Origin of the sequence: Streptomyces boninensis (genome assembly GCF_048572725.1) — a bacterium.
GTDB classification, from domain to species: domain Bacteria; phylum Actinomycetota; class Actinomycetes; order Streptomycetales; family Streptomycetaceae; genus Streptomyces; species Streptomyces boninensis.
Genome location: NZ_CP183837.1, coordinates 3,248,855 through 3,263,005, shown reverse-complemented (window position 1 = coordinate 3,263,005; position 14,151 = coordinate 3,248,855). Strand labels below are relative to the sequence as shown.

The 14,151-nt window shown below is 68.0% G+C and carries 10 protein-coding genes and 2 pseudogenes; 6 read left to right on the top strand and 6 right to left on the bottom strand.

The window, feature by feature from the left end:
* Positions 1-66 precede the first annotated feature (66 nt).
* Complete coding sequence (locus tag ACNNMR_RS14675) at positions 67-6,285, bottom strand: DNRLRE domain-containing protein (protein ID WP_419995041.1); 6,219 nt, start codon at positions 6,283-6,285, stop codon at positions 67-69.
* 376 nt (positions 6,286-6,661) lie between these two features.
* On the opposite strand from ACNNMR_RS14675, the pseudogene ACNNMR_RS14670 reads away from it, so the two are divergent.
* Positions 6,662-7,011 (top strand): annotated as a pseudogene (locus ACNNMR_RS14670) (IS21 family transposase); the annotation flags it as partial.
* A 94-nt stretch (positions 7,012-7,105) separates the two neighbouring features.
* Here the strand turns inward: ACNNMR_RS14670 and ACNNMR_RS14665 are convergent.
* Both ACNNMR_RS14665 and ACNNMR_RS14660 read right to left on the bottom strand, forming a co-directional pair.
* Complete coding sequence (locus ACNNMR_RS14665; protein ID WP_419995040.1) at positions 7,106-7,672, bottom strand: DUF6262 family protein; 567 nt, start codon at positions 7,670-7,672, stop codon at positions 7,106-7,108.
* On the bottom strand, positions 7,669-8,115 hold the full coding sequence (locus tag ACNNMR_RS14660) for a hypothetical protein (protein WP_419995039.1): 447 nt from the start codon (positions 8,113-8,115) through the stop codon (positions 7,669-7,671). The genes ACNNMR_RS14665 and ACNNMR_RS14660 overlap by 4 nt, the downstream gene beginning before the upstream one ends.
* A gap of 104 nt (positions 8,116-8,219) precedes the next feature.
* Between ACNNMR_RS14660 and ACNNMR_RS14655 the strand changes: the two genes are divergently transcribed.
* Positions 8,220-8,552 carry a transposase family protein gene (locus tag ACNNMR_RS14655; RefSeq protein WP_420000366.1) on the top strand — a complete coding sequence of 111 codons (333 nt, stop codon included), beginning with the start codon at positions 8,220-8,222 and terminating at the stop codon, positions 8,550-8,552.
* 228 nt (positions 8,553-8,780) lie between these two features.
* On the opposite strand, the gene ACNNMR_RS14650 is transcribed toward ACNNMR_RS14655, so the two are convergent.
* Together ACNNMR_RS14650 and ACNNMR_RS14645 are read right to left on the bottom strand one after the other, a co-directional pair.
* Positions 8,781-9,479, bottom strand: coding sequence for a class F sortase (locus ACNNMR_RS14650; RefSeq protein ID WP_420000365.1), 699 nt, complete (start codon positions 9,477-9,479; stop codon positions 8,781-8,783).
* A 190-nt stretch (positions 9,480-9,669) separates the two neighbouring features.
* Positions 9,670-10,146 (bottom strand): hypothetical protein, encoded by a 477-nt coding sequence (locus tag ACNNMR_RS14645; protein WP_419995038.1) that lies wholly within the window; start codon positions 10,144-10,146, stop codon positions 9,670-9,672.
* A gap of 460 nt (positions 10,147-10,606) precedes the next feature.
* On the opposite strand from ACNNMR_RS14645, the gene ACNNMR_RS14640 reads away from it, so the two are divergent.
* Both ACNNMR_RS14640 and ACNNMR_RS14635 read left to right on the top strand, forming a co-directional pair.
* Positions 10,607-11,050: a hypothetical protein gene (locus ACNNMR_RS14640; protein WP_419995037.1), complete on the top strand. Its 444-nt coding sequence runs from the start codon at positions 10,607-10,609 to the stop codon at positions 11,048-11,050.
* 77 nt (positions 11,051-11,127) lie between these two features.
* Positions 11,128-11,811 carry a class F sortase gene (locus ACNNMR_RS14635; protein WP_419995036.1) on the top strand — a complete coding sequence of 228 codons (684 nt, stop codon included), beginning with the start codon at positions 11,128-11,130 and terminating at the stop codon, positions 11,809-11,811.
* 317 nt (positions 11,812-12,128) lie between these two features.
* Here the strand turns inward: ACNNMR_RS14635 and ACNNMR_RS14630 are convergent, their stop codons facing one another.
* A complete protein-coding gene (locus tag ACNNMR_RS14630; protein ID WP_419995035.1) occupies positions 12,129-12,431 on the bottom strand; it encodes a helix-turn-helix domain-containing protein in 303 nt (100 codons plus the stop codon).
* A 95-nt stretch (positions 12,432-12,526) separates the two neighbouring features.
* On the opposite strand from ACNNMR_RS14630, the pseudogene ACNNMR_RS14625 reads away from it, so the two are divergent.
* Both ACNNMR_RS14625 and ACNNMR_RS14620 read left to right on the top strand, forming a co-directional pair.
* Positions 12,527-12,676 (top strand): annotated as a pseudogene (locus tag ACNNMR_RS14625) (IS30 family transposase); the annotation flags it as partial.
* Between the two features lie 250 nt (positions 12,677-12,926).
* Entirely contained in the window at positions 12,927-13,868 is a 942-nt protein-coding gene (locus ACNNMR_RS14620) for a polysaccharide deacetylase family protein (protein WP_419995034.1), read from the top strand.
* The last annotated feature ends 283 nt before the right edge of the window (positions 13,869-14,151 follow it).

The window sequence follows — 14,151 nt, the reverse complement described above, 5'->3', positions numbered from 1 at the left end:
GGGTTCGGCCGCTGCCCAGGTGAGCCGCGACGTGGCCTGCGTGGAGTTCCGCGTTGTGGCATCCCCCTATCCAGTCCAGTGATCCTTCCGGAAGGGTGAGGTGATCGTCTGGCAGCCGGTGCGGAAGCCGAGGATGTCATGGCACAAGGTCACCCGGTAGCGGTCTTGGTCGGCATGCTTCCAGCTCTCCTGGAGGCGGGTTTCCTTCTTCCCATTGTGGTAGCGGGTCTGGACGTTATAGGTGGTCCGCCTCTGCCAGCTCAGCTTCTCGACAGAGATGCCGTGCAGGTAATGGGAGATGATCCCGTTGACCCAGGACTGTACCCACTTCGGCGCGCTGTGCAGCATCGAGTTGTGCCATGCACCCGTCTTCGTCGTGGTCTTGATGGTCTTCCATTTCGTGGTTCGCCGGGAGGCGGTGGACTTTTGGTGCGCCTGGGTGATGCGGCTGGTGTGCGTGGTGTGTTTGCCGGTGGTCACGCGTTGGCCGACGGTCCTGCTGGTGTGGTGCGTTACGGAGGCGTGGGTGGTGGTGCGGCCGGAGCTGTGGGTCGCCTGTCGGCTGGAGCGTTGTGGGGCCAGTCCGGTCAGGTCCGATGCGTTGACGGGGTCTTGGTTGCTGTAGTCGTAGGCGTTTGCGGAGCCTCCGGAGAGGGGGTCTGGTTGCAGGAACCGCCCGAGGTCCGGGTCGTAGAGGCGGGCGCCCATGAGGAGGTTCCCGGTGGGCGTGTCGGCGGAGCGCTGGTGTGCGCCGAGCCAGCCGTACCGGCCCTGTGGCTGCTTTGTCCAGGGGGCTCCGAACTCGTCGAAGGCGCGCACGGTGGCATGCCCGTCGGCGTCGAGGCTGACGGTGGTGTCGCCGTGGAGGTCCGGCAGCTGCAGCTGGGTAGTGGTGCCGTTCGAGGTGGCGATCAGGTTTCCGGCGAGGTCGCGGATGTAGCGGGTGATGGCTCCGGTGGTCTTGTTCTCTGTCCAGGCCGGAGCATCGGTGTCACCGTCGAAGTGGTCGATGCCGATGGTGCCGGCGCCGTAGGTGTCGCCCTGCTTGGGTTCCGTGCTGGTGCTGCGGCGGCGTCCGGCGGGATCGAGTTGCCACTGGGTGCGCTGGGTGTTGGTCTGCTGGAGGCGCAGCGATCCGCCGGCGTAGTAGCCGTTGGTGACGTTGCCGGGCTGGTGTGTGATGTCGCCGAATTCGTCGTAGGTGTAGGCGGTGTCGCTGAGGCGGTCGGCGCTGTCGTAGCTGTGTTTGACCGTGGTGGGCGTGCCGCCTCCGCACTTGTCGTGCGGAGAGGTGCTGATGGCCTTGGTCTGGCGATTGCTGTTGCCGTCGTAGGTGTAGTCGTGCGCCGTGCAGACGGATTCTGCCGTGCCTGCGTGGCTGACGGTGCGAGTGAGGCGGCCGATAGTGTCGTACTCCGCACCCTGCCAGCCGGTTGCGGTGCTGAATCGCCCCACCGACTGGCCGTGGGCGCCGGGGAGAGTGCCTTCGGAGGTGACGGCCTGCTCGCCGCGTGAGTAGGTGCGACTGGTGGTGACGCCGGCCGGATCGAAGGTGTCGTGGGTGGAGACGCCGCCGGGCAGTGTCTGTTCGGTCAGGGCGCCGTCTTCGTCGTAGCGGCCGGTGATGGTGCCGACCTTGCTCTCGGCGAGCGACGTGGGGAGACCGCGCGGTTCCTTGTCGGTGTCGTAGGTGTAGGTGGTGGTCGAGGGCGCCCCGTCGGTGACCTTGGTGGGGCGGTCGAGGCGATCGTACTCGGTGGTGGCGGTGTTGCCGTCGCTGTCGGTGTAGGACACGACGCGGCCGAGGGTGTCGTAGGTGGTGTGCAGCGTCTTGTCCTCCGATGTGACGCCTGTGGCTCGGCCGGTGGTGGGGTCGTAGGTGTATTTCCGGGCTCCCAGGGGTTGGCCGATGCTGGAGGTGAGTGAGGCGGTTTGGATGCGGCCAGCCGGGTCGTAGTCGATGCTGGTGGTGCGGGTGGCGCCGTTGGCCGTCTCGGTGGTTTTGACCGTCATGCCGTAGCGGTCGTATTCGGTGCGCTGGTCGGGCAGCTGCCGGTTGTCGCCCGTATCCGCGGGTGCGGCGTGGTAGCTGCGGCAGGGCAGGTCGGCCCATTCGGGGCGGCCGCCGCACCGGCCGGAGCCGGTGGCGGTGTAGTAATCGGTGAGGACGGTTCCGGCGGTGCTGCCACCGGACTTCGGCAGGGTCGACTGGATCGGCTGGCCGGTCTCGTCGTAGCTAACCGTGTGGGTGATCGCCAGGCCCTTGGGGTCCTCGACGGTCTTGGTCACCAGGCCGGTTGCCCAGTCATAGCCGGTGCCGGTGGTGCGGGTCTCGGCCATCTGCTCGGGGTGGCCGGGCAGCTCCAGACCTTCGGACTGAGTGGTCGGCAGATCCTTCACCGTCGCCTCGACGGGCCGGCCCTCATCGAAGGTGCGGTGGGTCCAGTCCCGGGCTACAACTTGCTTGCTGCCCTGTGCGGCGACGTTGTTGTCAACGTCCTTGAAGTCGTGCTGCAGGGTGACCGCGTGGCGGGGTCCGCGGGTGTCCAGTTCGCGCAGGCCATCGGCGCTGTAGTGGCTGACGGTGGAGAGTTCGTCGGCCCGCTCCGCGGTGGTGGTGGACTGGGGATCCAGGCCCAGCTGCTTCAGCTGGTCGCGGTCGTTGTCGGTGGTGGCGAGCGCCAGCTTGCGGTTGCCGGCGGTCAGGGTGCGTACCAGGTTGCCGAAGCGGTCGTACTCGGCCGTGGTGATCGGGCCGCCGGGCTCGCGGGCGTTGACCTGCCGTCCGGAGGCGTCGATGTAGGCGATCGTGGCGCGCTTGTAGTCGTCCTTGCCCAGCTTGGTGCCGTCGTTGGAGGACGGTACGGCGTCAGGCGGGAAGATCGCGGTGGCGTCGGTGGGGGTGTCGTCCTGCCCCCAGGCGGCCACATCCGCCGAGGCCATCTGCGCCGGGGCGCCGGAACCTGACACCGGCACCTCGTAGGCCACGGAGGTGGTGGCGACCCCGTCGGTGTCGGACTTGGACCCGGATTTGAGTGCAGGACGCGAGACCTTCAGCAACATGCCATCCCCCGCGGGCGGGGCGTCGGTGGCCTTGCCGTAGGTCATTGTCCAGGGCTGCTCCCCGGGCGGTGTGATCTTGGTGACGCGGTGCGCGGCGTCGTAGGCGTAGGTGGTCTTCAGCCCGGGGCTGGTGCGTGGATCCGCGGCGCTGATCAGCTGCTTGTCGTGGTCGTAGGTGTAGGTGGTCTCCACCGTCGACGTGCTCTGGCTGTCGCCGGGTTTGGTGGCCCACAGCCGGATCTGGCTGACCTGGCCGAGCGCTTCCGTGTAGACGTACTCCAGCACCCGGCACCCGCGCGTCTGCGGTGACTTGGCGCAGACGGCAGCGTCGACTGCCGAGGTGGGGGCCACCAGGTACTTCGGCCGGGCCAGCGTCTGGCCGTTCCATGTGGTCGGCTCGTAGACCAGCCGAGTGGTGGAGTGCTTCGTCGGCAGCGCGCTCGAGGTCATGACCCAGGTGGGGGCCTTCGGATCGACCTTGGTGAACGTGCTCTTGGTGCCGTCAGTGTCGGTGAGGGTAAAGCCATCCGTCTCGCTGCCGGTCAGGGTCAGGTCCTCGGCGCCGACCTCGGGACGCCAGCCGTGGCTGGTGCGGGTGAAGTCGATGCCGTCGCCGTCGGCGAACATCACCTCGACCGACGACTTCGAGGTCTTGCGGACAGCGACATAGGCGGCGCCGGTCGCGTCCGCGGTGCCGCCGGCCGTCCAGCCAGGGCCGAAGACCTGCGCGAGGCCGAGCTCGGCGGCGGTGGTGTGGCTCCGGGAGATCGCAGTGCGCTGCACCGTCACCCCCCACTCCGACGCATCCGTATGGGTCATCGAGAAGGCGCCGGTGAGCAGGTTGACGTTGCCCGGGCCGACGCTCGGCTGCGGGGCAAAGCCGGCGTCGCGGTCGAAGACCATGCGGTGCGCGTCGGTATCGACGCTCTTGCCGCCGGTGAAGTGCGCCCGCACGCTCAGCGACCCGTCATCATCCACGGTGTCGGCAACGGTCCAGATCAGCGCCTGGGGTTTGCCGTCGTTGACTGGCACCGGCCAGGTGACCGCCTTGTTGTCGGCGGTGCGTACGTCCTTGGCGGGAATGGTCGTCCAGTCGTCGGTGGCAGCGCGCCGGTACTGATACGTCACGCCGGTGTGCGCGGGCTTGCCCTCCGCGGCGAGAACCACCCGGCGGGCGGAGCGCGCCCCCGAGGCTGGGCGGGTCAGGGCCGCGCCGGGCCCGGCGTAGAAGGGATACTCGACCGTCGGGGTGGGCTTGCCGGCCCGGTTCAAACCGCGCACGTACAGCGTGTGCTTGCCGGCCGAAACGGTGATCGGCACATGGGCAGTCACCTTCGGGCGGACGGTGTATTCGGTCCAGGAACCGTCGTCGATGCGGTAGGCGATGGTGTAGGTGTCGGAGTTGACGTTGAAGCTGCCGCCGTACTGGCCGTGATCGTCGCGTTTGCCGCCCCAGGCGCTCTTCGGGAAGTCGTGCGAGGACACGTGCGGGGTGGGAGCGGCGACGTTGTAGGTGGTGAAGCTGTAGTAGCCGGACCATCCCGACCAGTTGTGCCCGTCGTAAGCCCGCATGCGGAAGCGGTAGGTATGCCCGGTCTTGAGTGTGTCCTTGGGGACACTCCAACGGGCTTGCTGCCCGGAGGGCACCCCATCCTGCTCGTGCGTGGTGATCACGTGCGTGTGGCCGTGGCTGCCGGGCTCGGACACCTCGAAGGCCACCTTGGTCAGGGTGCCGGTGCCGGAGGTAACGGTGCCGGACAGCTCCGGGGTCAGGGTGGAGACGTACCGCTTGCCGACGGTGTCGTGGCCAGGGCTGGCGGACAAGTGGGTGGGCGGCTCCAGGCTCGGCGTCATGTTCACCGCCAGGGTCGGCGGGTGGTCGCCCTCGGCGGAGGAGAACCGTTTCCAGGTGTACTTGTCGCGCTCGTCCGTCGCCCGCAGCCCGATCCCGGCGGTCGCCGGTCCGTGGCCGGACCACTGCTTGACCAGCTCGGGGATCTTGATGCTGGTCCAGTCGGCCGGGCATCCCGTATCGCCGGAGACGGTGCTGCCCTTGGTCTCCATGCTGGTGGTGATCTTCTTGTTCCAGCGCGGCTGATGGGTCCACCGGGTGTGGTGGTCAGGCGCGCCGGTGTCCCAGATCTCCCATGCGCGCTTGCTGCACGACCAGGACCGGTAGTTGTACAGCTTCAACGTAGCGTCCGTAGTCTCCTTGCCGCGCAGGCTGGAGGTGTTGAAGGCGAGGAATGAGCGGGCGGCCTGGCCGGTGCCGTTGTTGCCGAGCTTGAGTTCCTTGTCGTTGGCCCGGTCGGAGGTGTAGCCCTGCTCCACGAACGTGTCCAGCGACGGGCGCAGGCTGATGCCCGGGTCGATGGTCACCGGGAACTTCGTGTCCCGATCGCGAACGTAGTCCTCATCCAGCCGGTAGCTGACGGTAGCGCGGTCGCCGTCGGCGGATACCTGCGAGTCGATGTCGAGCTTCGCAGTGTCGGTGGGGTCTTGCGAGTTCGGCTGCAGCTCGGCGTCCCACCCCGTTGGATGCTCCACCATCCCCAGCGTCTTGCCCTTGGCGGTGAGCAGCTGGCCGCCATCGCCCCGGTCTTTCAACTTCAGTCCGTCCACGTGCAGGGCGAGCTTCACCGTGCCCAGACTCTCCGCAGCCTTCTCGCTGCGGACGATCAGATAGTCCTCAAAACCAGTGCGGGTGGTCTCCACCACCAGATCCACCCCCGGTTTCACCGAACGGTAGGTGGCCTTCGTTCCCTTAAGACGTGGCTGCGGCAACGTTCCCGGCCACGTCAGCCGCACCTGCCGCTTGCCGTCTTTAAGCGACGCCAGCTCGCTATTGCCCTTGGTGTCCCTACCCGACAGCGCAAGGCCGCGCGGGTGCGCGGCCGGCCCGATCGACCCGTCAGCCTGTTTGGCCAAGGTCAGGTCGACATCCGTCCAGACGCCCTTGTGCCGGAAGCGCACCGGCCCGGTGGCCTGCTCCAGGCGCAGGTGGCCGTCCGGATACGCCCACATCGTCGCCGTCTCGGTCCGCTCGGACAGCACCTCGATACGGCGCTTCTGCAGCCGCGCCGTCAGCAACGCCGACGCCTCGTCCCGCGCAGTCGCCGGTCCCTTGGGGGCTTTCCGCGCCACCGAGGCCACCTGGGGCTTGTCCACGGTCACCGCGCCAGCGCCGCCGGCCACAAGAGCCGTATCGGCGGCCAGCAGCATCGCGCACACCATGGCCGCACCGGCCAGGCGCCGCTGCACCCAGTCGTACGGACGCCGCTTAACTCGGAACGCGGATGAGGGCATGGCAAAGCACTCCCAGCAGCACGAGTGAGCACATGAATGCTCCGGACATAAGAGCGGGATAAACAAACCCGGATCAATAGTTGCCCGTTGAAGCGACTACTGGAAAGGGCGCAGGGGCAGAGAATTCTTCACACCGGCGCATATCGGTACGCTTATACAACAAGCCGAATTCACTTCGGTGTTGGCCGTGCGGTGCACGACCGGGATCTCGGCCTCACATAGCATGAGCGTCAGTTGCGAAGAATCCGGCGATATCTACCGGAGTGGCACTAATAGATGCACATAGGTCGAGGAGGCCGCCTTCCTCGCACTCGGCCCGGCGCCGCATCCTGGCTCATCGAGGCCGTCCAGGCCGGCGTCCGGCGGATCACGGCGAAGACGGCCGAGGCCGTCTCACTGTCCAAGCTCTACGTCGAGGCCGAGGTCGACCGGGCCCTGGGCACCGCCGCGGTCACCGGCCGGTTCGCCGAGGCGGACCTGCTTTCCATCGTCGACTACCAGGCCACCCGCACCCAGACCGAACCCGTCCGCCGCAGCGAAACCCATACCCTGCAGCCCGGCACCTCCGCCTGGTCCGCACTCGGCCAGACCACCACCCCCGCCGCCTCCGTTTCCGAGTACGACGAAAGCGAGCCCGCCTGATGGCCGCCCCTCTTCGCACCGTACCCGGCTCGGGCGGCGACTCCCTAAAGCGGTGTGCGCCACAGTGACGCGCACCTGGTCCCTGCGGCGATCGCTATGCCTGGCCGTGCGGCTGCAGGTCCAGAAGCTGGGCTTCAAGATCGGCAGTTCGTTTGTCGGCGAAGCGCGGATTCGAGCGTGCGCCTTCCAGCCGCTCCTGGAGCGCTTGGTGATCGCGGGTGAGCCGGCGGACACGCTGCTTGAGGTTGGTGTTCTCGGTGACCAGGGCCTGGACGGACTCGCCGGGCACCATGCGGTCGAAGTCACGCAGGCGTCCCATCAACTCTCCGATGCGCTGCCGCTGGGTAAAGATCTCCTTCTGCGCCTGCGTGAGGGCCGTCTCGGCGTTGAGGGCCCGTTCCCGCCAGGTCGCTTCGATGTGTTCGTGCGTCTGCTGGGTGTGCTGATCGTGGCGGCTTTGGCTGTGCGCGATGGCGGCCTGGGCGCGGGCCCGGGCCTGGCTGTTCTCGTACAGGAAGGTCGCCGAGACACCGGCGCGGGCGGCGATGCCCCGCACGGTCAGTCGCCCGCGTTCCCGGCGGAGCTGGCTGATGGCCACATCGATACGGTCGAGCTTGGCTTCCGTCTGCCGCCGTCGGGCGGCGAGGGCGGCCGCCGTCATCGCTCGTCCTCCTCTCCCGTGTCGTCGACGTCGTCGGCCTGGGCGAGTTCCTGGGCACGGAACGCGGTGCTCCACACCCGCCCGAAGTAGTCCTGGGGCCGGCGCAGGTCCACGGCGAGGGCCTCGTCGAGCAGGCCGACGGCGGCGAGCGCCTTCTCCAGGCCGTCGATGGCGCGTGCGGTGGGCTCGAAGACCTGGTGGAGGTAGTCGGCGGTGGCGGTGTCCGGGGCGCGTTCCGCGAGCATGCGCCACTGCTCCCGCTTGCGGTGCCAGTAGACGAGGTCCGCGCCCGACAGCACGAAGTTGTCGCAGCTGTGGCAGTTCAGCTTCCAGGGACAGGCTTCGCCGTCGACCACCGGCTGGTAGGTGCAGAAGCCGCCCTCAGCCGGGGTGGAGCGGCGGGTCAGGTCGATCGCCAGAGCCTCGGCGACCTCACGGGACATCGGCTCGCTGCCGGAGAGCAGGATGCCGGGCTCGGGCGTTCCCGGGCCGGCGACCCAGATGGCATTCAGCGCGTCCTCCAGCCGCGGGTCGTTGTGGGCCAGGCATCCTCAAAGCGGTCACCGACGCCGACATCGAGACCACCGCCGACTCCGGCTACCAAGGCGCCGGCGGATGCGTCCGCACTCCGATCAAGCGACCGGCGGGAAAGGGCCACAACGGCTGGGGGAAGCAAGCGAACACCGCCCTGGCCAAGGTGCGCGCACCCGTGGAACGCGGCTTCGCCGCGCTCAAACGCTGGCGCGTACTCGACTGCGTCCGCATCAGCCCCAATCGGATCACCACGCTGCTGAACACGCTATTCGTCATCCAGCAGAAGCAGGCGTCACTCGCAGGGACGTGGATGAGATCTGCTCACTATGTCAAACCGGTCCGCTGACAACGCAACAGCGCGGTCCGGCGCCGGTCCGGGCGACTGTGCGCGCGGCGGTGCGGTCCGTGCCGGAACCGTGTCGAGGTGCCGGACTCACGAGCCGTACTTCTACGGACTGCACAAGTCCGGTCACAGACCGGCAAGAGCCGGGTCCCGGTCACGAGTACGCCGGAATCATCCAAGGGTCCGGATCGCCCTCGCAGCCAGGTCGGGGGCGAAATGCCCGGGACACGCCTACTTTCCCATCGACGACGCGCGCTGGGCCGGGACGTGGCCGCCGCCGGGCGTCGGTGGCCTGGGTGTCGACCTGAGCAGCGGGGCTGGAGTGTGTGGGGCGCTGCCGGGTGTGATCACTTTGGTCAGGTGGGCGTAGGCGATGGTGTTGGCGGAGTAGCCGCTGGTCTTGCTGTAGCTGCCGCCGCAGGTGATCAGGCGGAGTTCGGGGCGCTTGGCTTGTCCGTACACGCGCTTGGCCGGGAAGTCTTTCCGGTCGTGCTGCTCGACGGCGTGGACGGTGAAGACCGCAGTGCGACCGTCGGCGCGGGTGATGCGGACGGTGTTGCCCTTGTGCAGGGAGCCGAGGCTGTAGAAGACCGCGGGTCCCTTGCCGGTGTCGAGGTGGCCGGTGATCAGAGCGGTTCCTTTGCTTCCGGGGGTGATCCCGTCGCGGTACCAGCCGGCCAGGTTCGGCTTGTCACCGGGCGGCGTCGCCAGGGCGCCCGGTGCCCGCTGTCCAAGAGCCATCAGGGGGGCGTTCACGCTGATGGCAGGGATGATGATGCGCTTGGGCGCCGAGTGCGCCAGGGGGCGCACCGTCGGCGTGGGCGGGCGTAGCACATCTGCCGGCGCAGGGGTGGCGAAGGCAGGTAATGCCTCGTGTGCCGAGGGCCGGGGAGGCGCGGGCGGCGCGCTTTGACTGCTATCGGTCACCATCCAGCCGCCCGCAGCCAGCACCGTGGTCACCAGGACCCATCCCCTGAGTCGCGCGCGGGCGGTGCGGCCGGCCGGTAAGCGAAGCATGGGGATGAGCTCCTTACGTATCGAGGTGTCGCGGTGCTCCGGCCACCGTTGACCGGCGGCCGGAGCCGCGTCAGGCACGCGCGGCGTGGCGCAGTACGGGCGGTCAGCGCGCCAGGCCGGTGCCGCGCCGGCGCAGGAGGGCGGCTGCGCCCAGGCCGCTGGCTGCAACGAGCGTGATGCCACCGGCGAGCTGGACAGGGGTGTCGTCCTGGCCGCCGCCGAGGCCGGCGTGTACCGGCTTGTGAATGCCGCAGGCGTCGGCGACGTTCTTGGCGGCCGACTGAACGTCTTTCTCAAAACCCTTGATCTCAGCGGGCGTTGCTCCGCTTCCCTTGGCGAGCTTGAGGTCGTCCTTGGCGTCGTCCAGCACCATCTTTGCATCTGAGCAGGCAGGATTGTCGCCGGTCGGCACGGCCGAGGCGGCCTGAGCCATTGCTACCGGCAAGCCGAGCACTGCGCCGGCACAGGCAGCGGTCGCAAGGATACGAACAGAACGCATGAATGCCTCCATCATTGTGCGGCTACGGCGCAGGTACGCCGAAAAGAAGCGGTCGAGAAAACCACACACAGATAGGCTCATATGATTTATCGCTGAGCTTGTGCAGGCGCACTGTCCCGTCCCCGAAATTCGTTCAAATGGCGGAACCGGCCGGAGCCACCCCGACGTGCATCGATCTCTGCATCTCGTCTCGGTTCGCGATGAGCAGTTGATACGCCGCGCCCATCGCGCCATATGACTCCACTGCCTGGGGCTCATGTCGGCATTTTCGAGCATCTCCCTCGTCTCCTCGAGAGCACGCAGAGCCCGCTACGCCAGCCATTCAGCCGAATCTGCTCTCGGATCCCTCGTGTGGCGGTACAGCGCGGCGTTCACCAGGCGGCTCGCTGCAGCCTGCCGGGTCCGATTGAGCTTGATGGGCTGGGGAATGCTCTGCCCGGCATGCGGCCGCCGGCGGAGGCGGGTGTGCTCGTAGGGATGGTGGCGGCTTTCCATCGGTGCGGCACATCGGTGCCGCGGCCGCCGCCCGGAGGTATCCCTGATGAGATCGCTGAAGATAGCCACCGGCAGCTTCCTGGCGTCCACTGTTCTGCTGTTTGCTGCCCCGCTGGCTGCGGCCGCCGACAGCGAGTGTGACCCCGCCACCGCGGCGGCCATGCAGGCGCAGTCGGACTACCGGGCGGCGCTGGCCGACTACCAGCAGACCGTCGACAACGGTGGACATCCCGGTCAGGCCGAGCGCGACAACGTCGACCAGCTCAAGCACAAGGCCGACGCCGCCGCCTCCCACGCCCAACGCGTCTGCGGCGATCAGCCCACGGATCCCAGCGGCCAGAAGCCGAGCGGCCCGATGAACACCGGCGCCGGCTCCACCAGCCAGACCACAGACGCCACCACCTCCTACACCGTCCTCGGCGGCGGGGCCGCCGCCCTCGGTGCCACAGCACTCTGGATGCGCCGCCGCGCGGCACGCGCCGACAACTGACCCTTCCGCCCCACGGCCGGTACGCGCGATCAGGGCACTGATGCGCGCACCGGGGCCCCTCGCCTCAGGATGCCGCTATGAACGTCGCGCAACGCCGCCCTCACCCGGCGTCGCGGCGCGGCCAGCCGGCCCGTGGTCTCTCCTCGCTCACGCTCACGAGTGTGGCGCTGGTGCTGTTCTCGTTCGCCATGACCGAACAAGCCACGCCCGGCCCACCGCCGCAGCCCGATTCCGGACAGGCTTTCCAGCCGGGCCAGACACCCTCGACCCCCGCCGGACCCACTCTGCCCTCTGCCACCCCCACCCGGCTGAAGATCCCCACCATCGGCGTCAATGCCCCGCTGACCGGTTTGAGCCTGGAGAACGGCGGGCGATTGGCCGCACCACCCGAGGATGAGAGGAATCTCGTCGGCTGGTACGAAGACGGCATCACCCCCGGCTCCCGGGGCACCGCCATCGCCGCTGGGCACGTCGACATCCCCAGCGGGCCCGCCGTCTTCTACAACCTGGGCACACTCAACAAGGGCATGTACATCGACATCGACCGCGCCGATCACCGCACCGCGCGTTTCATCATCGACGCGATCGAGGTCTATCCCACCGACACCTTCCCCAGCACCAAGGTCTACGCCGACCGTCACCGCGCCGAACTACGCCTGATCACCTGCGGCGGCGGCTACGACACCACACACCACCGCTACCGCGGCAACGTCGTCGTCTACGCCCACCTGACTACCCAACCAACTGCCTTGCCGCACTGAACTCAGACCGCTCCACCCGACTCGCTCTCCATAGGCGCAGGGGCGGGGGCAAAGGTCACAACTCTACTGAGCATTAGTCCGTGTTGTCGTCGGGGTTGGTGGCCAGGCCGGTGCCGGTGAGGCAGTCGGTGATGGTGGTGGGCTGGTACTGGATCTGGCGCAGACCCCGGCGGACCGGAGTGACGAGATGGTCATAGTCGGTGAAGGCGATATATGCCAGGCTTGTGCGGCGGCCGACAGGTGGCCTCTGCTGCCGCCGTTTACCCCGATGACCGGGGTAGCACCTTTGCGGGACCAGGTGCGGGCGGTATGCGGCGTCAGCGAGAACCCGGCCTCGTCGGCGAAGACGGTCCAGGCCCCGAGCGCCGCCGCCCTCGTTCCACGGCCGGCCATGTCTCCTTCACCCACGTGGCGACCGCCTCGTCGTCGCGCTGAGTCGCCCGCCGGGATGGCACTTGCGGGGACCAGCCGTGGCGGTGCAGCAGCAGGCAGTCCCCCGGCCCGGTGTAGCTCTTGTGGAACATCCGCCCGATCAGGGTCTGGATTCGCGCCAGGGTCCACCGCTCGTCCGGCCAGCCGCGCACCCGCGCACCCAGCTCCAACGCCGCCTCCAGCTCCATCCCGCGCTCGTGGACGACCGAGCGGGACTGCTGCCGGGCCGCCGGCCTGGCGGAGGACTCAGCAAGTTTACCGGGCTCTGGTGGCGTAGCGGAAGGCGCAGCAGGCGGCGAAGCGCCCGAAGATCGCGAAGCTTGAGGGCAACGATGGGTTGCGTGAGTACGTGCAGGAACGGCTCGCTGGGAGCGTCCGCCGACCGGACGGCACGTCGACAGTAGTAGGCCTGAGCCGCCGGCATGGAAGGCGCTGAACAAGCCGCATCAGCAGGCCAGGCGGTTGGGCTGCGAGCCTCGTGATATTCACTCCTGTGGCTCCCCGCCGCAATGCTGTCCGGCCGGGCACGGGGCTTTCAATACCAGTGTGCAGGCCATCCGGATCGGTTGTGGATATCCCGCGTCGATCAACGGATCAATACCGTGAGCGGCGTACTTCCGGGGCGATGCGTCGCCGCTGAGCATGCATCTCCGCATACGAATCCAGCAGGTACCCGCCCGTCCTTGAGTGCACGCCAGGGCCTGCATGTCGTGACCGAGTCCCGCAACCGCTTTATGGGATATTTTGAATTAATGGAAGATGCGCGGGGGCTGGCCCTCCAGCCGGAAAATGATTCGTCACCGCAGCGGTTCACCAGCCGGCGCACGTTCCTGGGCGCCTCGCTCACGGTCGGTCTGGCCGGGGCCTTTCACCTCCTCGACGCCCACGACGCACACAGTCGCCGTACGCCGCGGCATGACACAGGAAGCGATGACGCCAAGGCCGCTGTCGGAGGACGCGTGGCCGTCGGCCGCCGCGGAGTTACCGTCAGGAACCTCGCACCGCTGGGAGCGCCGTGGATGCCGGTTGCGGTGCGCCGCCGAGCGCATAAGGCGCTGCGCGTGCAAGGCCGCAAGCTGGCCTTGACCTTCGACGACGGCCCGAACCACGAATTCACCCCCGAAGTGCTGAAGGTCCTGCGTCGCCATGACGTGCGCGCCACGTTCTTCGTCATCGGAGAAAACACCGCAAGTAGCCCGGACCTGCTCCGCGCGATCGTCGACGACGGTCATGTAATCGGCAACCACACCTGGTCTCACCCACGACTCGACTGGACTTCCTACCGCATCGGCTGCCGGGAACTAGAACGCACCAGCGAACTCATCGACAAGGTGCTCGGGTGGCCGCCGCGGTTGGCGCGGGCACCGTATGCGATGTGGACCCCGGCGACGCTTAAGAAGTGTGCCGCGCTGGGCATGGTGCCGTGGGAGTGGACTATCGACTCCATGGACTACAACACACCCGGCACCCGCAACATCATCGACAGCGTGCTGCTTTGTGCGCACCCCGGGGCGATTGTGCTCGCGCACGACGGTGGCGGAGACCGCAGCCAGACGGTGGCCGCGCTGGAGTACTACCTGCCACGGCTGCTCGACCGCGGATACACGATGGTCCAGCCGACCTGACTGCTGCCTCGACTCTCCAGCACCCCCCTCTGCACTGGCGTTGCGCATCCCTTCGACCGCCACGAAGACCTGCGGCGCGGCCTATCAGTGCGATGGTTCGTTGCGCTGTCCGGGATCGGAATCGGAGTAGTTGATGCCGTCGCCTAGTACTGCAGCCGCAGTTACGGGGGTCGGTGGTCGCGGCGACGGTAGTGGCTGAGGCGGGCTCGGTGTTGGTGGCGTCGGCGCCAGCGTGACCAGTGCAGGATGTGTCCGGCCTCGTGGCCGACGGTGTGGACGATCT